14 protein-coding genes are annotated in these 21,704 nt (G+C 40.7%); 13 read left to right on the forward strand and 1 reads right to left on the reverse strand.

The window, feature by feature from the left end:
- Positions 1-37 precede the first annotated feature (37 nt).
- From OK025_RS04275 to OK025_RS04320, 10 genes are all read left to right on the forward strand, one after another.
- Positions 38-1,111, forward strand: a complete 1,074-nt coding sequence (locus OK025_RS04275; RefSeq protein ID WP_317668449.1) for a DKNYY domain-containing protein — start codon at positions 38-40, stop codon at positions 1,109-1,111.
- A gap of 252 nt (positions 1,112-1,363) precedes the next feature.
- Positions 1,364-1,843, forward strand: a complete 480-nt coding sequence (locus OK025_RS04280; RefSeq protein ID WP_317668450.1) for a hypothetical protein — start codon at positions 1,364-1,366, stop codon at positions 1,841-1,843.
- A gap of 127 nt (positions 1,844-1,970) precedes the next feature.
- Positions 1,971-2,498 (forward strand): RNA polymerase sigma-70 factor, encoded by a 528-nt coding sequence (locus OK025_RS04285; protein WP_112373850.1) that lies wholly within the window; start codon positions 1,971-1,973, stop codon positions 2,496-2,498.
- Positions 2,499-2,594: 96 nt separating this feature from the next.
- Positions 2,595-3,542 (forward strand): FecR family protein, encoded by a 948-nt coding sequence (locus OK025_RS04290; protein WP_317668451.1) that lies wholly within the window; start codon positions 2,595-2,597, stop codon positions 3,540-3,542.
- Positions 3,543-3,609: 67 nt separating this feature from the next.
- Complete coding sequence (locus OK025_RS04295) at positions 3,610-6,957, forward strand: TonB-dependent receptor (protein ID WP_317668452.1); 3,348 nt, start codon at positions 3,610-3,612, stop codon at positions 6,955-6,957.
- A gap of 180 nt (positions 6,958-7,137) precedes the next feature.
- Complete coding sequence (locus OK025_RS04300; RefSeq protein ID WP_317668453.1) at positions 7,138-8,658, forward strand: RagB/SusD family nutrient uptake outer membrane protein; 1,521 nt, start codon at positions 7,138-7,140, stop codon at positions 8,656-8,658.
- A complete protein-coding gene (locus OK025_RS04305; RefSeq protein WP_317668454.1) occupies positions 8,652-10,505 on the forward strand; it encodes an alkaline phosphatase in 1,854 nt (617 codons plus the stop codon). The genes OK025_RS04300 and OK025_RS04305 overlap by 7 nt, the downstream gene beginning before the upstream one ends.
- A 164-nt stretch (positions 10,506-10,669) precedes the next feature.
- Positions 10,670-12,463 (forward strand): alpha-L-fucosidase, encoded by a 1,794-nt coding sequence (locus OK025_RS04310; RefSeq protein ID WP_317668455.1) that lies wholly within the window; start codon positions 10,670-10,672, stop codon positions 12,461-12,463.
- A gap of 212 nt (positions 12,464-12,675) precedes the next feature.
- Positions 12,676-14,571, forward strand: coding sequence for a PAS domain S-box protein (locus tag OK025_RS04315; protein ID WP_317668456.1), 1,896 nt, complete (start codon positions 12,676-12,678; stop codon positions 14,569-14,571).
- 149 nt (positions 14,572-14,720) lie between these two features.
- Positions 14,721-15,128 carry a response regulator gene (locus OK025_RS04320; RefSeq protein ID WP_286778496.1) on the forward strand — a complete coding sequence of 136 codons (408 nt, stop codon included), beginning with the start codon at positions 14,721-14,723 and terminating at the stop codon, positions 15,126-15,128.
- A gap of 103 nt (positions 15,129-15,231) precedes the next feature.
- Here OK025_RS04320 and OK025_RS04325 read toward each other — a convergent pair whose 3' ends face one another.
- Positions 15,232-17,007 (reverse strand): aminopeptidase P family protein, encoded by a 1,776-nt coding sequence (locus OK025_RS04325; RefSeq protein ID WP_317668457.1) that lies wholly within the window; start codon positions 17,005-17,007, stop codon positions 15,232-15,234.
- A 247-nt stretch (positions 17,008-17,254) separates the two neighbouring features.
- On the opposite strand from OK025_RS04325, the gene dacB reads away from it, so the two are divergent.
- The 3 genes from dacB (at position 17,255) to ruvA (ending at position 21,669) form a co-directional block, all read left to right on the forward strand.
- Positions 17,255-18,679, forward strand: a complete 1,425-nt coding sequence (dacB, locus tag OK025_RS04330; protein ID WP_317668458.1) for a D-alanyl-D-alanine carboxypeptidase/D-alanyl-D-alanine-endopeptidase — start codon at positions 17,255-17,257, stop codon at positions 18,677-18,679.
- A 93-nt stretch (positions 18,680-18,772) separates the two neighbouring features.
- Positions 18,773-21,055: an NADP-dependent malic enzyme gene (locus OK025_RS04335; RefSeq protein ID WP_317668459.1), complete on the forward strand. Its 2,283-nt coding sequence runs from the start codon at positions 18,773-18,775 to the stop codon at positions 21,053-21,055.
- A 32-nt stretch (positions 21,056-21,087) separates the two neighbouring features.
- Positions 21,088-21,669 carry a Holliday junction branch migration protein RuvA gene (gene ruvA / locus OK025_RS04340; protein WP_317668460.1) on the forward strand — a complete coding sequence of 194 codons (582 nt, stop codon included), beginning with the start codon at positions 21,088-21,090 and terminating at the stop codon, positions 21,667-21,669.
- Positions 21,670-21,704: the final 35 nt, after the last annotated feature.

Genomic DNA, 21,704 nt, shown 5'->3' on the forward strand with positions numbered 1-21,704 from the left:
AGGTATATCGTTGGCGAGTATGAAAAATATCTTAAAAATGGGAATAATAAGTGCTTTGATAGGTCTGCTCTTTTCCTGCAAAGAGCAAGTGAGTCCTTTGTCTGAAGATTACTACAAAAAGAGCGGTGCGATTTATTTTATACCGAGCGGAAACGGTTTTGAACGAGGTTCGAGAAAGATGGTTGCCGATGTGGCAAGTTTTGCTGTGATCAAAGAGGTCTATGCCCGCGATAAAGATCACGTCTATTTTATGGGATGCCCGCAAGAGCTGGTCGATATAAAGACCTTTCAACTGAAAAACAACATTCCAATCGATCAGGAGCATGTATTCAAGTTTGAAGGTTTTGCTTCGGCTACTTCATCGTGTAGCCAAAATCAGCTCACCATTATCGAAGGTGCCGATCCTGCGACTTATACAACGTTATATCATCAACTTCCAGCACTAGCTAAAGATAAAGCACATTACTTTTATAGGTATCAACCGCTGAACGTCGACTATGCTTCATTCAACGTAGTTAACAGTAATTTTGTAAAAGATAAAAATCAGCTTTTCGTAGTAACAGACAAAGCGATTCTTCCGCTCCACTATAAAACAGAGAACGTTAAGGCTCTCAATAAAGCCTATCTACTACTGAATGACCGAATACTGCTCTACTACGAGCCTTATCAAAACATCGGTATCCTGGAGATCGAACTTCCTTCGTCAAACAACATAAAATTCCTTAATGATAAGACAGTAATCATTGACCAATTGGTGATTATCTCGGGTAAGCAATTTGAATATGCAGCGGTTGATGCCGAAAGTTTCGAGCTATTGGAAGGGGCAAATGGAAAAGTTCTTTGGTCGCGCGACAAAAATCATGTCTATTACGAACAACGATTATTTGCTGAAGCAGATCCGAAAACCTTCGAGGTTCTCAAGTTCGCTGTAGCAAAAGACGCGAACCACATTTTCATTGGAAATAAAATATTCAATGGCCCTGATGTAAAAAGCTTCAGAAAGGTTGATAAGCCGCGGGTAAACCATGATTTCGAAGATGACCTGGGCAACAAATACTGGTATCAAACCAACAAAGGGGAGGTTATTTTGGTTCCGGTTACTAAAAAGTGATCACACTAATCGGCTCAACAATAAGCAAAATTTGAGCCGATTAACCAATTTAATCGGCTCAACTCCAAAATTAGCGCTGCTCCTTCCTGATATCATCTGTCCAATCAACGGTTAATATTACACGCCAACAGGCTATAACTTACAATATACGGTATTGAAATATCCTTAGTTTATTCGGTGACTAATTCGCCCTATTTTATTCTAGGCAGATTTAACTACAATCATGCGATTTGGGCTTATGATTGGCTATATATGGATAAAGATGGCAACTTATTAGACACCATCAAAGCCCCGAATTTCTATATCCTGGATCAGGTGGGTAATTTGGTCTGGCCAGACAAACACATGTTACTCACCTCGAATGCCATGAAGAAGAATTGGAAGACCGGAAAAATAAAATATGTCGATTCATCAGAAGATCTTTATTTAATTGATGTGAAACGAGGCGATCTGGAACCTACAAAAGGCCTATGGAATTCAAGTGCAAAAACTTGGGATATAAATCCCGATTTCGAACATATTGAAACCTTAGATGGTAAACGACAAATCTTCGCATTACAGGAGCATAAAGATGGTTGCTATACTTTATACAACAATAAGACAAAACAACGAATCGGCAACAAAAGCTACATGACCATCAATCCCAACGGTTGGGTACAACCTAGAAATGAGCAGAATCGGGACGAGGGCTATTTTATTGACATTGCTACGGGCAAGGAATATAAAGAATAAAAATATACCGTTCAATTTCAGCTGAAATTCCCAAGATTAATTTATAACAGACAAAATATACTCTTTAAGATTTATTAACTTTAAAGGAATACTGAGTTATTAGCTTTGTCCAATTAAAACTGATCTTGTGAGCGAATTATTGATAGCATCATTAAAGCAGGGTGACCACTTTGCCATGGAACAGATTTTTAATCTGTATTGGGAAGCCATATTTGATGCAGCTTTTAAGAAAATAGGTGACGAAAATGTTGCTCAGGACATTACCCAGGAAATTTTTATTTCGCTGTGGGAAAACCGTGAACAGGTCATCATATCTGGTGGCCTCGCAGCCTATCTACATGGGGCTGTAAAATTCAAAGTAATCAACCATTTTCGGAATACGACAGTTAAAGATGGGCACAAAGCCGAACTAGCGACTTTAATGAACCAACAATATGCGGATTCAGCGGACGATTTGCTGATCTTAAAAGATGCGCAACAAAAAGTTGAAGAAGCGTTGATGCAGCTTCCCGAACGTATGCGGCTGGTCGTCACAATGAGCCGCAAGCAAGAAAAATCAATCAAGGAAATTGCGAGCGAGCTGAATGTATCGGTACAAACGGTCAAGAATCAAATTACCTCGGCCATGAAACTGCTCAAAAAAAGCCTCTCTTAGGCAGTTCCTACATTTTTTTGAGTGTTAACAATAATTTAATATACTCCTAATATTTTCGACTAGTACCATTTCCCATTTGAAGTGACATGTATTCAAATGATGGAAGAAAAAGCAAAGCAGCTACTGCAAAAATATTTAAATGGAGAGGCCAGCGCCACCGAGATTAAACAAGTCGAAGATTGGTACGCCCAACTGGATAACGCATCAAAAAAAATTCCGCAGGAACGCAAAGCGGCCTTGCGCGAACAATTATTGGCCAATATCCAGTCCGGTATTTCAGAAAAGGAAAGTAAACGACCTTCCCTGCTGTATTCACCTGTATTCAAAATAGCGGCCGCTATTTTAATGATTGCGTCCATAGGACTTCTTTATTGGAAAGTAAATAATCAACCTATCGCACCATCTGCGCAGATCGTCACAACAACCCTTGCAGGTGAACATAAAAAGATTGTATTGGCAGATGGTTCGGAAATTATCATGGAACCATCTTCAAAAATCAGCTATCCAAGTACATTCAAGGGAAATATCCGTGAAATAGCACTTACCGAGGGGGAAGCCTTCTTTGCTATTGCCCACGACGAACAACACCCATTTCAGGTACAGCTTGCATCCAAGCTAGTGGTTAAAGTATTGGGTACCTCCTTTCGGATAAAAGCTTATCAGGCTTCCGACCAAGTCGAAGTCACCGTTGCTACCGGTAAGGTGGCGGTACAGCAACAAGATAAAATCTTGGGTATATTAACCAAAAACCAAAGTCTACGTTACAGCAAAGAAACCGCACAATCTTCGCGTAGCGTGGTCGAAAAAAACACAGCTGTCGCCATAGCGTTTGATGGAACAAACCTCCAAGAGGTCGCAAAAAAACTGGAATATATCTACAACATTGAAATTATCTTAAAGGATACATCGCTTTCGGCCCTAAAAACAACAGCCACATTCAATAGCACACAAAATCCAGCCGAAATACTGGATATTATCTGCAGCCTGCATCACCTTAAGTACAGGACGATTGAAAAGGATAAAATATTTAAAATCCAAAAATAATGTCTAAAAATTTACCTAAAACATCTTAGTCACCATGCGCAATTCATTACCTAATCATTACAAAAAAATGAAAACACCTGCATTCAAAAGAGAATTCTCTTTTTATCGGATCATGAAGTATCCCTGCATTGCATTTTCGATTACGTCGGTATTTTGCAGTTCACTAATGGCCTCACCCGGTATGGCCCAACGTTTGGACAAAAGCAGCGTAAACATCAAAATAAGCAAGGGCGAAAAACTCGATGTCATCCTCCACAAAATCGAGAGTCTTTCGGGCCTTCATTTTGTTTACAACCCTGATCTATTGCAAGAACGCAACACCGTCTTAAGCGGTAGCTTTAAAACCGAGCCTGTTCGCTCACTGTTGAATAAACTCGGAATCAATGCGGTAGAAAAGGAGGACTATGTGATCTTGAACACGCAAGCAAACCTCAAGGCAGACCGCATCGTGACAGGTTTTGTAAGAGATACAACAGGGGCTGCAATTGTAGGTGTTTCTGTAAAAGTAGTGGGTACGCAGGTAGGAACCACAACAGATACAAAGGGTGCATTTCGAATTGAGGCTGGACCACAAGCCGTCCTTTCTTTTTCGATGGTCGGATTTCATTCTAAAGATGTTTCTGTTGGTGAAAATGAAGTTATTAATGTAACGCTAAGCGAAGAACGTTCGACCCTATCCGAAGTTGTTGTTGTTGGTTATGGAACCCAGAAAAAAGAAACATTAACAGGAGCTATAGGTGTGGTATCCCTTGATAAATTATCCTCACGCTCGGTAAACAGTGTCGGTGAAGTATTAGCCGGAAAATCTCCGGGTGTCATTGTGACAAACGAAGGTGGCGATCCGACATCGCCCCCACGTATCAATATTCGGGGTGCCGGTGGTATCAATGGTGAAAATGTACTCTACGTTATTGACGGTTCGATTTTCTTAGGTACTCCACAATTAAATCCCAACGACATTGAGTCTATTTCCGTATTAAAGGATGCTTCAGCAGCTATCTATGGTGCGAGAGCTTCTGGTGGTGTGGTATTGATCACCACAAAAAAAGGAAAAAAAGGACAGATGCAAATTAATGTTGATGCCAAGATCGGCCAGCAAAGTGCATGGCGTAAATTAAAACCTTTAAACGCCGAACAACGTGCCGAGGTCGCCGCAACAGCTGCAAAAAATGGTGGGACAACCATTTTACCAGCTTTCGATCCGGCTAAATATCCAGAAGGTTTAGTGACCAAAACAAACTGGATGGATGAGGTATTTAGAAACGCGACATTGCAAGATTACAATGGTGCAATTAATGGCGGAAATGAAAAATCAAATTTTTACCTAAGTTTCAATTACCGCAAAGCAGAAGGTATTGTACTCAATACGAAAACGCAGCGTTACAACTTCAGGATAAACTCAGAGCATCAAGTTACACCATGGTTAAAAATAGGTGAAAATCTTTCCTATAGCAGTACCAATGGAAATGGTGCTAATACAAGCAGCGACTATACAGGAGCGCTATTGTCGGCCATTTATTATCCCACCAATGGAACACCTTATAATGCCGATGGTAGTTTTGCGGGTCTTCCAGGTCCTTTCCCTGGTGACTATGGTGATATCATCAACCCGGTTGCAGAATTAATGCGCATCGATATAAACAATCCGGTCAATGTCCTGGTTGTGAATCCATACGCCAACATCCAGTTGGCAAAAGGCTTAACTTTTAGATCCAACTTAAGCATTACAAAATCGAACATTAGATATAAAAGCTTTACACCAAAACGTCCTGAAATAGGTAAACCCGTTTTGAGCAATAGTCTGGTGGAAAGAGCGAGTGACGCAAATGATATCCTTGCCGAACAAGTCCTAAATTATAAAACCAAATTTGACCATCATCAACTTGATTTGACCGGAGGTTATAGTTTTCAAAAGACCAAAAGTAGTTATTTGAATGCTTCAGGAACGGGCTTTGACGACGAATCCAAGCAATACAGATACCTGAATAACGCGAACACAATACAACCGTCGGAAAGTGGTTATGGAGCCACAGCGCTTTCGTCTCTTTTCTTACGGGCAAACTATAATTACAATGAAAAATACTTACTATCCTTAATTGGTCGAAGAGATGCTTCATCCATCATTCCATTAAAAGAAAATAGAGCGCGCTACTATTATTCAACATCTGCCGGATGGGCTCTACACAAAGAAGATTTTTTGAAATCTGTAGAATGGTTAAACGAGCTTAAAATAAGAGCAAGTTACGGTAAATTGGGTGGTCTAGCCAACCTAAATCCACTGGATGTTAACCCTCTTCTTATTCGCGCCGATGCCTATTTCGGTGAAAATCCAAAATTACAAAATGGATATGCTCAAAATGTATTACCCAATATGGATATGCGATGGGCTGAAAGTAAACAAACAAATATAGGTTTAGATCTTGGAATTTTGAATGGATTGAGCTTGGTAGCGGATTATTTTGTCAAAGAAACCAATAAGATGATCTTAACCAAACCTCTTCCGGGAACAGCGGGTTTGAGCACACAAACGATTAACGGTGGTATAGTAAAAGATAAAGGTATTGAACTAGGACTAACGTATAGTAGTGCTAAAAATAAAGATTTTTCGTACTCTATTAATGCAACCCTAACCAAATTGACCAACAACGTTCAAGAATTGGCCCCTGGATTGAACAATATCGCAGTAGGTACTAATTTTAGAAATGAGCTAGCTCCGTTGACAATTACTGTTGGCCAACCTCTTTACAGTTACTACGTATTAAAGACCGATGGTATCTTCCAGAGTCAGGCAGAAGCTGATAACTACAAAAATGCCAATGGACAAAAAATTCAACCCAATGCAAAAGCGGGCGATTTCAAATTTGTAGACATCGATGGGAATGGTTCGATCGGACCTGAAGATCGCTATTACGCCGGAAGTGCTTATCCTGATTTTTCTTACGGTCTGAGCTTCAATGCGAATTACAAAAACTTTGATCTCAATATTTTTGCACAAGGTGTACAAGGAAACAAATTGTTTAATGCCATCAAAAGAACAACCTACAGTGCGAGCGGTCCTTCGTACAACAAATTAGCAGGAATCCTCGATGCATGGTCACCAGAAAACCCGAATGGGAAAGTGCCTATTATCTCAAGCTCAGACGCCAATGGAAACTTTAATGCATCAGATTTCTATATCGAAGATGGTTCTTTCCTTCGTATCCGAAATGTCACATTAGGTTATACACTTCCAAAATCTTTGACTGACAGATATAAACTTGGAAACGTGAGAGTCTATGCGACTACGAACAACTTATTTACGTTTACAAAATACACTGGTTTTGATCCGGAAATTGGTATGGACAACAATGGACTTGATGTCGGACGCTACCCACAAGCCCGAAGCTTTATTTTCGGTCTAAATGTCAATTTTTAATCTTAGCAGAATGCCAATGGGATCTAAACGAAGGTGACCTCATACAAGGATTATTGAGTTTAAGATCTTATCGATTATTAAAACGAGAAAAATAAAAAGGATGAAACCGAAAAATAAAAGTTGTCATTCACAGACGGGCGATTTTAAGCAGGTTTTATCAGTCATTAAAAAAATAAAACGATGAAAACGAATATCAAATACCTTGCAATAGCAGCAGTAGCACTTTTTGCATCGTGCGAAAAACAGTTGGATATATCGCCTGAAGGTTCTCCTTCCGCGCAGAATTTTTGGAAAACCGAACAGGATGCCATCAAAGCAGAGGCTGGTATGTATGAAAAATACAATGAAGAGGATTATTATGGCCGCGGAATGTTTTGGTTTATTAATGCCAGTGACGACATGGTAACAGGGCGTAACAAACCGGAAGCCGATAATATCAAAAATTTCAACCGCAATTATATCGGTGGTGGTTATACCGAATCGCAATGGAGCATGCGCTATGCGATTATAAAAAGAGCTAACGATATTATTATCAATGTTCCCAATATAACCATGGATGAAGCGCGAAAAAAACAGATCATTGGCGATGCCTATTTCAATGCAGGTCTGGTTTATTTTCAATTGGCTGCAAACTATGGTAATGACAAAGCTGGAATTCCGATCGTTAAACCTGAAACTGATGCAACCGTACCCGTACCCCGTGCTAACAATGTCAACGAGAACTATGATTACATTGCTTCTTTATTTCTAAAAGCTGCGGAGAACCTTCCCTATTTCTCAGACATGAATACCTCAGATTACGGTAAAGCGCACAAAACTGCGGCATGGGCCTATTTATCAAAAGTATACCTGTACAAAAAGGACTATACCAATGCGGCCAAATATGCAGATATGGTGATCAATTCGGGCAAACATGATTTACTGCCTAATTTTGTCGATGTATTTAAAGCTGCCAACAACTGGTCCAAAGAATATATCTGGTCGGTGGTCTGTACGCCAAATGGTGGCGGTACTGGATGGGGAAGTAAGCTTCCTGGAGTTATGCTCACCAACAAGGCCTGGGGAATCTACAATGGCTGGGGCTATTATCTACCGACAAAAGAACTGTATGATTCTTTTGAATCTGGCGATCTACGCCGTGAAGCAACAATCTTGAAACCTGGAGACAAATTTCAGTTTTTCGGCAATGAACGCACTTTCACAAAAGACGGCGGCGCTACATCCAATTACCAATTCAAGAAATACATGGAGCCGTTTTCTTATAAAGACCCTATTCCAACACATGTCAATCCAAATGGAGATAACGGCACTACAGATCTAAATGTTCCATTGATGCGCTATGCCGAAGTACTATTGATCAAGGCTGAAGCCGCCATTAACTTAAATGGTTCCGGTGCTGGCGATACTGAATTAAATAAGATTAGGAAGCGGGCCGGTTTAGTCACAAAAAGCGGAATGACCCTTGTAGATTTAAAACGTGAGCGCCGCAATGAGCTTGCTGGGGAATGGGCAGACCGTCACCGTGATTTAGTTAGATGGGGTGATGCACAAGCTACCTATGCCAAACCTTTACACGATTTCGATGGTACGGTCATTTGGCCAGCTAGAAATTTCAATCCGCAAGTACATGACGTGTGGGCTGTTCCACAACGCGAGATCGACAACAGTTCCGGTGTCATTAAACAAAATCCAGGATGGTAAAAAACAATAAATTAATGTGGCTGCTATTTGCCGGCCTAAGCATTCAGTCAGTTTCTGCACAACAGAAACTGACTGCAAATGCAGGTCACAGCCACAATGATTACAAACAACAAATCCCGCTGTTGGAGGCTTACTATGCTGGAATGGGTTCTATCGAAGCGGACGTCTTCTATCGCAATGGAGAGCTTTACGTTGCCCATGAAAGCAGTGAGATCAAACCAGGGAAAACACTAAAAAAACTTTACATCGACCCTTTAATTGCTTTCTTTAAGGAAAACGGCAATAAACCTTATGCCAAACCAGAGCAGACCTTGCAGCTCGTGATTGACATCAAAGAAAATTACGAACAGGTACTGTCTAAATTGTTGGCCGATTTGAAGGGAAACGAATCTATATTCGACCAGCAGAAAAATCCTTCCGCCATTAAAATTGTCGTCAGCGGTGAAATCCCGCCGCCCGAAAAGTTCGACAATTACCCATCGATGATTTATTTTGATGGCCGGCCGGAAAAAGATTATACACCGGCACAGCTCAAACATATTGGGATGATCAGTCAGGATATTAAGCAGTATTCTGTCTGGAATGGCAAAGGGACCCCTACTCCACCCGACCTTGAAAAGATGAAATCTGTGATAGACAAGGCGCATAAATTGGGTAAACCTTTTCGTTTCTGGGCAACAAAAGACAGCCCCAATAGTTGGAAAGAGCTTGGTCACATGGGGGTAGACTGGATCAATACAGACCATCCTACTGCGCTTAAGAATTTCTATTTAAACAACGCCAAAGTCGAATATGCAAATCCAAAGGCCTACGTTCCCTATCAGCCAACCTATAAAAATGATGGTGCAACGAGCAAGGTCAAGAACGTTATTTTACTCATTGGTGATGGCATGGGATTGGCCCAAATACAAGCGGGTTTAAGTGCCAATTTTGGTCAGTCCAATATTATCAATATGAAACATATTGGCCTTTCACGCACCGAAGCATCCAATTCGGATTTTACCGACTCCGCTGCGGGTGGGACAGCTTTGGCTACTGGACATAAAACCAATAACCGTTACATTGGCGTGGATGCCGACGGTAAATTGTTGAGCGCTATTCCCGACACACTTGCTCAACACGGGATCAAAAGTGGGATCATCAGTGCAGGAGATATTACAGATGCTACTCCGGCTGCATTTTACGCACATCAGATCGATCGAACAATGTCGCAGGAAATTGCGGCAGATTTCAAGAATAGCCACGTGGATATCCTAGTTGGATCCCGTCGCGAAAGCTTCCTCAACAACAAGGATAACACGCTGATGAAGCAACTGACCGAAAAAGGGTATCAGCTTCAGCAAAATTTAGACGACTTTGAAAAAGCGACATCGGGCAAACAGTTGGTACTCCTCGCTGATTCGGCGACAAGGAGAATACTCGATGGACGCGGAGAAATGTTAAAAAATTCGCTCTCAAAAACGATTCAGCTTTTGTCTAAAAATAAAAATGGCTTCTTTATCATGGCCGAGGGTGCACAAATTGACTATGGAGCCCATGCCAACGATCTTCCCTATGTTGTTACCGAGCAACATGACTTTGACCGGCTTGTCGGGGAAGCCCTAAAATTTGCGGACCAAGATGGTGAAACACTAGTCATTGTCACGGCAGATCACGAAACTGGCGGACTCTCCCTATTGGATGCCAATTATAAAAAGGGAACCGTTAGGGGCAATTTCAGTAGCGATGACCACACCAATATTATGGTACCTGTCTTTGCTTATGGACCGGGTGCGCAAAATTTCATGGGCATTTACAACAATACAGCCGTTTTTAAAAAGATTATCCAAGCCTATAACTTGAAATAATCGTTTTAAAGTTTTCACAACATGAAACCCCTTAGTTTAAATACGAGGGGTTTTCACTTTTTCACCGACTACATTCCATAGTTTACAACCACTCCAAAATCCAATTTAAGGATCGATATTCGATTTTTTGCCTATCTTGTAAGTCAAAAAACAGAACAACCTTTATGATACCATCAATCAAGCGACTACTGATTTTGTCATTATTGCTATTCAGTATTTCGGCCAAACTATTTGCACAAACTTCTGAAAAAGCCTCTTGGTTTAAAGATGCCCGCTTTGGCATGTTCATTCATTGGGGACTATACAGTGCGGCAGAAGGCATGTGGAAGGGTGAGCCTTTACGTTATATGAATAACTATGCCGAGTGGTTAAGATATCGCAACCGCGTTTCCAAAGAAGAGTACGGTACCTTGGCAAAACGTTTCGACTGGAGTAAAATAGATCCTGAGCAATGGGTTCTTCTAGCAAAAGAGGCTGGGATGAAATATATCATCATCACCGCCAAACATCATGATGGTGTTGCCCTTTGGGACACAAAAGTTGGTGATTATAGTCTCCCAAAATTGAGTGGTTCCAATCGGGATGTCATCAAAGATATCGCAGAGGCCTGTAGAAAACACGGCATGAAATTAGGTTTCTATTATTCCCATTGGATTGACTGGGAACATCCATACGGCTGGAATCATCAACAGGAGCTGTCGGGACATGTTACCGATGCCCAATACAATCAATATTGGCAGGAAAAAGTTATCCCTCAACTTCGCGAACTGATGACCAACTATGGCGACATTGCCTTGATATGGTTCGACATGTGGATCCCTTATCAAAAGTCGATCATTAAAAAAGAACAATTACTACAGGTTGTCAAACTGATCCGTGAACTACAGCCTAGTTGCCTGATTAATTCACGTCTAGGTCTTCCTACGGATGCGGAGAATGTGGATTTTGAGACATTAGGAGATAACCAATTTGGCAGCAATTACATTAACCATCCATGGGAGACACCGGGCACCATCGCGCATTCATGGGGTTACAACGGTCAGGAGAATGAATGGAAATCGACCAGTCAAATTTTCCAGTCATTAATCTCCAATGTAAGTCTCAACGGGGGCTTCACCTTAAATATCGGGCCACGCGCCAACGGAACAGTTCCCTACGAAAGTGTCAGTCGTCTGCACGAAGTTGGAAATTGGCTAAACAGCTATGGAGCGGGCATCTATGGCAGTACCGGACTTGATCTCAAAAACAACCATTTCGATTGGGGTTACCTCACGACCAAAAAAGAAGGGCAAAAAACAGTCGTATATGCGCACGTCTTTAATTGGCCCTTAGATCATACACTTCGGATTACAGGAATCAAATCGACCCCAGAACAGGTTTCACTGATGAAGGGAAGTGTATCTACGGCGCTAAAATTTGATCAAAGCCTCAGTCTAATCCATATCCAATTACCCGACGCGCAACCTGATCATTATGTTTCAGAAGTTAAATTGATTTTTAACGGTCCGCTGGAATTGGACAAAAATACAGTCCCGGAATCGACCTTTGGTGGCTTTTCCCTGAAATCAACCAATAGCCTCAACCAAGGACTCAAAATTGTACGCTATAACGGGAAAAATCCAACGCATGCGATCCTGACGGGTGATACGAAGATTGATTGGGAGGTAACCATCCCTGAAGCGGGCGTCTACTCACTCGATCTCTCAGCGCATAATCCCAATAAACAAAACAGTGTTTTTGAAGTCAGTACTGCCAACCAGCAGTTGAAAGGAAGCTTTGCCCCTACAAACAAAATGGTGGTTGAGCCCAATGAAAACAACTATACAGAAGAATTTGTCGAAAACCGTATCGGTAAATTTAAATTCGATAAGCCCGGAAAATATGTCGTAACCTTTAAAAGTAAAGAATTACAGCCACTTTGGTTTAACTGGATTTGGCTCGAAAAAAGTAAGAATTAAACATAAGTTCCTAGGTACAGAAGATGTAAAATACCAGCAAGCAGATTACTATGCACACATAACAATCTGCTTGCTAGTAATTTATACAAAAAGTTACATATTTTAATATTTATTTATTATTTTGGGGTAAAAGTTACCAATTTTGCAAATAGGGGCTAACAAGCCACTTAATGCTTATAAATGAGAAAATTAACCCTAAACATTGTTGGATAATGCATCTGCAACGGGACTCCTTATCTGTGCTTTCTGACCAAACTGTAAATACAAGGTTGGAAGGATTAATCACGACCGCAGAAGACGGTACTATTCTACAGTTTAACAAACGTGCGCAGGAGCTTTTTGCCCTTAAAACCACAAAAGAGATCAATAAGATACATGAGCTAACAACATTTTATACCGCAGATGATCTTTCGATACTACCGCCCACAGAAACACCATTTTTCATCGCCCTTTCAAAAAACCAAAACCAAGACGAAATTATCCTAGGACGAAAAGAAGACCAAGGATTCAGCTGGTACCAATTCAATATACATTTTATTGTCGAAGACAATAAAAAAGGTCTTCTGATTTCGTTTATCGATGTATCCAAACTGGTCAATAAAATTCACATACTGAAGGATAAACAGGAACAACTTCAACTACTTGTCGCCTCATTAAATGACATCGTATTTGAGGTAACAGATACGGGGATATTTAAAAACTATTGGACCAATAATCCCGAACTCCTGTTTTATAGGCCAGAAGAATTTTTGAACAAGAGTCTAACTGAACTTTTTCCTCCTGATCTAGCTATCCCTACCGTCCAATTGATACAAAATTCATTAAAATTGGACCGCGAACTTAAAATGGACTTTCAATCCAACTTAAAAGAGCACAAAGACAAATGGTACCGTCTACAGATAAAGCCGATACATAGGGCGCAAAACCGCGTAGCCTTGGTTATCTCGGATATTACAAAACAAGTCGAGTCCAATGAAAAGAGTAAATTCAATGAACACAAGTTTAATCAAGCATTTTATTTATCTGGCCTGGGAATCTCTTTGACGAGCCTCGAAGGTTATTGTATAGAATCTAATAAGATGTTAACCAAAATTCTTGGTTATTCTCATGAAGAAATGTCCAAAACAAAGTTTACGGATAGAACACACCCAGACGATATAGACAAAGACGTTGAACTTAGAGCAAAACTTGTCAGGGGTGAAATCGAAGCATTTACGCTTCAAAAACGCTATCTACATAAATTAGGGCATTTTGTATGGTGTTCTGTAACGGTTGCTGCAGTTTTTGATAATGCCAATGCCGCACAATTTCTGATCGTCCAGGTTCAGGATATCTCAGAATCAAAAAAGAATATCGAAATCCTAAAAAGACAAAAGATTGAATCGGATCTAGTCAAAATAGATCTTGAAACCAAAATACGACAACTGGAAGAATTTGCGAACATCCTCGCTCATGATCTCAAGGGCCCGCTCAGCAATATACAGATGCTTATTGACGAAATCAAGGTAACGGATGATGAAAAAATAAAGGCTAATTTTATGAACCTTTTGCATGTGAGCAGTAATGACCTGAATGAAACATTGCATGATCTTGGCGGAATACTTGATATCAGGTCAAACGATTCACTGATTTACGAAAAATGCGATTTTTTAGACATATTCAAAAAGGTACAACAGCAATTTATTGAGGAAATACAGCAAAAAAATGCGACTATTTCGGTTGAATTTAATGTGAAAGATATCTATTATCCTAAGATCTATCTAGAAAGTATCTTAAGTAATCTGCTGAGTAATGCACTTCGATTTACAGCAACAAATAGAGCCCCAAAAATCGAAATACATACCCATCTTGAGCCAGAAGGAACATTATTAACGGTGAAAGACAATGGGTTGGGCATTAACCTGCCAAAGTACAAATCTGAGTTATTTATGTTCAAAAAGGTTTTCCACCGTGGATTTGAGAGTAAAGGTGTCGGACTGTTTCTCATTAGATATCAGATCGAATCATTGGGTGGAAAGATCGATGTACAAAGTGAAATCAATACTGGAAGCACATTTTATGTCAAGTTCCTGGAAAAAATATATACCAATACGCTGATACAACAATAAAGAAGAATAGTGCTCGAAATTTTCGGCTGAAATTGGCCGTTTGGAATTCTGACCGGAGGACCTCATAAGTGCAAGAAAACAGCACTGTCAATCAACAGCGAAAACGGATTTATTGGCACGATGAAAAACAAACATAAATCTGAAAGACCATGAACCTTGAAACTAAAAGAACGATCATTCTTATTGATGATAATGCTATTTTACGTACCATTTTCGGCCATATGCTACAGGGGTTTACCGAATATGAAATTGCCTTTCATGCTTTTAAAAATGCCTTGGACGCATTAGACTTTTTAGACAAAAATGATATTACACAATCGCCGATAAAACCCATACTGTTTGTGGATATCAATATGCCTTTCATGACGGGCTGGGAATTAATGGATACACTTGAAAACCGCACCGACTTTATCAAGCACACCAAGATCTTTATTGTCAGTTCCTCAACGAGTAAAAGCGACCAGGAGCAACTTGCAAACTACCCTTTTATCAGTGGCTTCATCCTGAAACCTTTTGGGAAAGAGTCTATCTATCAGATCTTGAAAGAAAACGATTAAAAAAGCCCTCAAAAAGAATTTCACTTATTATTGAGGGCCATTTATTTTGACAACTTATTGTTGTGGAAAGCGGGTGTCCGCTTTCGTTATACTTTTTGAACGATTAAATCGCCTGACACTTGTCTGCCAACCAATTCTTTTCCTCAACCGTAAGATGAGTCGATAATTGATCAAATACCCACTGGTTATAGTTATTTAGCCAGGCAATATGTTTCTTATCCAATAAGGATTTTTCGATTAGATCGGTTGCGATATAACATACGGTTAACGTCTCAAAGTCAAGGAAGTCTCCAAATTCGGAAGAACCTGCTTTACGGGTCAACACGAGGTTCTCAATGCGAATACCATGTTTACCTACGCGGTATAATCCAGGTTCTATTGATGTAATCATACCTGGCTCAACAGCAACATCTATTGCAGCAGCATTGAACACTTGCGGACCTTCGTGTACGTTCAAGAAAAAACCAACACCATGTCCGGTGCCATGTCCGTAATTGCGTAATGTTTCCCACAATGGACGACGCGTAATCGCATCGATCTGATAACCACGTGTTCCGGTAGGGAATACAGCTTGCGAGCCTTCTATTGTTCCCTTAAGCACAAGTGTGTAATCCTCTTTCTCCTCCTGCGTCAGCCCCCCAAGCGTTACGACACGTGTAATATCTGTTGTACCCGTGTTATATTGCCCACCCGAGTCTACCAACAATAAGCCTTTAGATTGTAATATATAGTTTGATTTTTCATTAGCCGAATAATGTGGCAGGGCACCATGATCCAAATATCCAGCAATCGTCGTGAATGAGACATCAACGAAGCCATCTTGACTTTCGCGGAATTCACGTAATTTGGCTGCGATGGACAATTCAGACAGTTCGCCCGAAGAAACATTTTCTTCCAACCACTTAAAGAAACGTGTCAAAGCGACCCCGTCTTTTATAAACGTATGGCGGTTATTTTCAATTTCAACTTTATTCTTAATCGCTTTTAAACTTGTTGAAGGATTTATTTTCTCAACAATCTTCACCTGTTTAGGTACACTGTCGAAAACAGCAAAACAGGTACGCTTAGGGTCAATAAGAACTGAAGCAACATTCAATGTAGGAATCGTTGTAAAGATATCTTCATAGGCTGCCACATCTACGCCGTAACCTTTAAGTTCTTCTATTGCATGCGCCGTCAATTTCGAAGGTTCGATGTAAAGTGTTGCATGTTCAGCAGTGATCAATACAAATCCCAACACAACAGGGTTACAAGGCACATCTTGACCACGGATGTTTAATAACCAGGCTAAATCATCCAAAGAGGAGATCAGATGAGCCTCTGTTCTATTCTTTTTCATCTCGGCACGTACCGCCTCAATTTTAGAAACAGTAGACTGCCCCGTGATATCTTCGGGCAACAGATAAGCCTGCGCCTTGGGTAGCTCTGGTCTACCCACCCAAAGGGATGACAGCAGGTCAACATGACCATCCACTTTAATTTCCAATGGCTCCAAAGTGTTCTGAACAGATTGAGCGACCAATAAGGAAGCAAGATTGCCATCAAAAGCAACTTTTGAACCCGCAGGCAATTTCTCAGCCAACCAATCGGCATATTCCGCAGCTCCCTGAGCTTTCAATTTCACCAATTCAAAACCTGTTCCCTCCAATTGCTCCACAGCTTGTACAAAGTAACGGGAATCTGTCCAAAGACCAGCGAAATCTTGTGTGATAGCTAAGGTACCTGCAGACCCGGTAAAACCCGAGGCCCAAGCAATACATTTGTAACGTTCTGGTAAATATTCACTGATATGAGGATCTGATGACGGAATAATATATCCATCGATTCCTTGAACCTTCATCGCCTCACGAATGGCAGCTAATTTTTCGATATGCTTCATGTCGTCTATACAATTTTATGCAAGTTAGGATTTTTTAGGGTCGAATGCCTAACTTTAGGGCAAATAAAACAAACGAAGAATAACGAGCACTTTTTGCTTAAATGATAGCCTCTGCTCGATATATCTCGATATATAATTATAAATCCGATAAAATATCCATGATTTCAAAACATGAATTAAAATAACCGTGTTAACAGGATCAACAAAGATAGGCTGGATATACCATAGAACAATAAAAAGATGCTATATGAACCAATTTCTGCTAAGTACCATTACTTTTTCCACTTACGCGTTAGCGACCGTTACCACTCCACTATTTGCGCAGGATCTTCGCAGTAAAATCCAGGATGCTTTTACGCAGTTTCAAAATCAGGAAAGCCTCAGGAATGGTTTGAGCTCACTGATAGTTTTCGATGGAAAAACAGGCCAGACTGTATTCGCGGCAAATGAAAATATTGGACTAGCAACTGCGTCCACCATGAAGGTAATCACTTCCGCGACGGCCCTGGACTTCCTGGGCAAGAATTTTCAGTTCAAAACAACGCTGTATTATACAGGCGAAATCGACGAGAACGGTGTGTTAAATGGAAATATTGTTGTGACAGGCACCGGAGACCCGACCTTGGGGAGCTCGCGCTATCCCGAGACACAGGCTGCAACGATATTGAATAAGTGGGTCGCAACGATCCAAAATGCAGGTATCAAAAGTATTCAAGGGGCTATCATCGCCGATGATCGGCTTTATAATGGCAACCAGCTTCCGGGTGGCTGGATCTGGACTGACATGGGCAACTATTACGGTGCGGGAATTTCTTCGCTCAACTGGTGTGAAAATGCCTTTGGCATCAATTTTCAGCCAAACACGAAAGTTGGAGCAAAAGCCGAGATCGTCAATTATACAGCACATGTTCCTTACCTAGAAATTATCAACGAGACAACGACAGGAAAAACCGGCAGTGGTGACAATGTATATGCCTATTCGGCCCCCTATTCGACTAAGATTTTTGTGCGTGGATCTTACGGACAAGATCTCAAAAAAACAATCGAGCTATCATCGCCGGACCCCGCTTATGACCTCGCTTATCAACTCAACGACGTATTAAACAATAACGGTATTGTTGCCAGCGAAGGGCCTGCTACTGGGACAAAGATGGATTCAGTCGATGTTTCAAAAAAACAAACCCTGGATATCCACCTATCCCCAACCTTAGATAAAATTGTCTACTGGTTTAACCAAAAGAGCATCAATCTCTATGGAGAAGCCCTATTGAAAGCGATCGCTTATACAACAGCGGGTAAAACAGGTACCGACGATGGCGCCTATTATATCCAAAAATATTGGAATGCCAAATTAGGCATAAAATCCAGTGAACTCAATAGTATGGATGGTTCGGGACTATCCCCTCAAAATCGAGTGACCACAGCAGCGATGAATAAGATTATGCAGTATGCACAAAAACAAAGTTGGTACCCTGCTTTCTACGAAAGTCTTCCTACCTATAACAATATGAAGATGAAAAGTGGAACAATCGGCGGCGTACTTGGTTATACAGGTGTACATACCAATAAAACAGGACAGTCATTTACCTACACTTTACTGGTTAACAACTATGCTGGCTCGGCCTCCAGCATGCGTCAACAAATGTTTAAACTGTTGGATGTCCTGAAGTAACATATTATTGTCTAATTATAATAAGATATTGGCAAATATTTCCAATTATCAAAAAGAATGATAGATTTGTAGCCTTAAATTAATAAAATCGTAATGAGTAACACTAATCGTAAACAGGCAGCGTTAAACTACCACGCAATGGGTAGACCTGGTAAAATAGCTGTTGTTCCGACCAAACCAACAAATTCGCAAAGAGACTTATCATTAGCATATTCTCCAGGTGTAGCGGAGCCATGTTTGGCTATTGCTGAGAACAAAGAAGATGCTTATAAATATACCGCAAAAGGAAACCTTGTTGCTGTTATCAGTAATGGTACAGCAGTATTGGGCTTAGGCGATATCGGCGCCCAAGCTGGTAAACCAGTTATGGAAGGTAAGGGTTTATTATTTAAAATTTTTGCCGACATTGATGTATTTGACATCGAAGTAGACACCAAAAATGTCGATGAGTTTGTCAACATTGTCAAAGCATTGGAGCCTACTTTTGGAGGGATCAACCTGGAAGATATCAAAGCACCGGAATGTTTTGAAATCGAACGCCGTCTAAAAGAAGAAATGAACATCCCAGTGATGCACGATGATCAACATGGTACGGCAATCATCTCAGGTGCAGCATTGATCAACGCCTGTGAAATTATCGGTAAAGATATTTCAAAAGTAAAAATCGTCGTCAATGGTGCTGGAGCAGCTGCAATGTCGTGTACAGCCATGTATATTTCAGTAGGTGCCAGCAAAGAAAATATTGTGATGCTGGATAGTAAAGGTGTAATCCGTACTGATAGAGAAAATCTAGACAGCATGAAAGCACAATATGCAACAGATCGCGATATTCGCACCCTGGCAGATGCTGTAAAAGATTCGGATGTATTTATCGGTCTATCGGCAGCAGACGTCATGTCGGCAGAGATGTTGTTATCGATGGCTCCAAACCCAATTGTATTGGCAATGGCAAATCCAAATCCTGAGATTGCTTACGATTTGGCGATGGCAACACGAAACGATATTATCATGGGTACAGGTCGTTCAGATTATCCCAACCAAGTAAACAATGTATTGGGTTTCCCATATATCTTCCGTGGTGCTTTGGATGTACGTGCAACAGCAATTAACGAGGAAATGAAAATTGCCGCAGTGCGTGCAATTGCAGATTTGGCGAAACAACCTGTTCCAGAAGAAGTAAATCAAGCCTATAACACGAGCAATTTAAAATTCTCGGAAGAATATATCATTCCAAAACCTACCGATCCGCGTTTGATCACTGAAGTTTCCATGGCTGTTGCAAAAGCTGCCATCGCATCAGGTGTAGCAAAGACCGTAATCGAAGATTGGGATCAATACAGCGATGCGCTACGTAAACGTCTTGGTAAAGATGATGCGATTATGCGCAATTTAACTATGGCTGCTAAAAGAGATCCTAAACGTGTTGTCTTTGCAGAAGCAGACAATTACAAAACGTTGCGTGCGGCACAGATTGTTAAAGAAGAAGGTATTGCAATTCCGATTCTTTTAGGTAGAAGAGATAAAATCGAACGTTTAATCAAAGAATATGCTTTTGAATTGGATGGTCTTGAAATTATCGACCCAGTTGCTGAAGTCGACAGCGAAACGGAGCGTTCGAAGAAATTTATTGAGCATCTATACATCAAAAGACAACGCCGTGGTATATCAAAATACGATGCCCGTAAGTTGATGTACGACCGCAACTATTTTGGTGCCTCTTTAGTGGAATTTGGTGAAGCTGATACCCTAATTTCCGGTATGACCAAAAATTATGCAAATACAATCCGTCCGGCATTACATGTAATCGGCGCGAAACCAGGCAGCCGTGTCGCAGGTATGTACATGATGCTAACTAAAAAAGGACCAATCTTCATGGGTGATACAACCGTGAATGAAGACCCTACAGCACAAGAATTAGCAGACATTACCCTGTTACTGGATAAAGCTGTGAAACGCATGAACATTCAGCCACGTATTGCATTACTATCTTACTCTAATTTTGGTTCAAGTGAAGGAAAAACGCCAACAAAAGTGAGAGCAGCAGCGCAGATTCTACACGATCAACATCCAGAGATTATTGCTGATGGTGATTTACAAGCAAACTTCGCCCTAAACAGCGAAATGTTGACAGCAAACTTCCCTTTCAGCTGCTTAAATGGAAAATCTGCAAATACACTCGTATTTCCTAATTTGGAGTCCGGAAATATCGCTTATAAATTATTGCAAGAAGTTGGTGAAGCTGAGGCTGTAGGTCCAATCCTTTTGGGTATGAACAAACCGATTCACGTATTGCAATTGGACAGCTCTGTGCGCGAAATCGTCAATATGGTTACCATTGCCGTAGTAGATGTACAAGCACATCTTAAAAATTTATAGAATCGCTTAAAATCTTCCTATATTCGTATACTATGTACGAATATTTCAATGGAAAATTAGCATATAAAGCCCCCACTCATGTTGTTATTGACGTGAGTGGGATTGGTTATTATGTCCACATCTCTCTTTATACCTTCTCCCAAATCAAGGATCAGGAAAATTGTAAACTATTTATTTCACTTCAAGTTCGGGAAGATTCACATACGCTTTATGGCTTTGCGACAGAAGGCGAGAAAAAATTATTCGAAAATTTGATCTCTGTTTCCGGTATTGGCCCCAATACAGGCCGGATGATCCTATCGTCAAACACACCGGATGAGATCCAGTCTGCCATCGTCAATGGCCAGGTTGCCCTAATTCAAAAGATTAAAGGAATTGGACCTAAAACAGCACAACGTCTTATCCTGGAACTTCAGGATAAATTAAAAAAACAGGGTTTCGAAGCTTTGGCAGCACCTATCCAATCCCAATCTGTACCAGAAGAAGCTTTATCAGCACTGGTTATGCTCGGATTCAACAAAGCCGCGGCAGAGAAGGTCTTAAATACCATTTTAAAGACCGAAAGCAATCTTTCCGTAGAGGATATGATCAAATTAGCACTGAAACGACTTTAATGCATAAACATTTGCTGAACATATCCGATATTAAT

The sequence above is a fragment of the Sphingobacterium sp. UGAL515B_05 genome (genome assembly GCF_033097525.1).
In the GTDB taxonomy this organism is placed as follows: domain Bacteria; phylum Bacteroidota; class Bacteroidia; order Sphingobacteriales; family Sphingobacteriaceae; genus Sphingobacterium.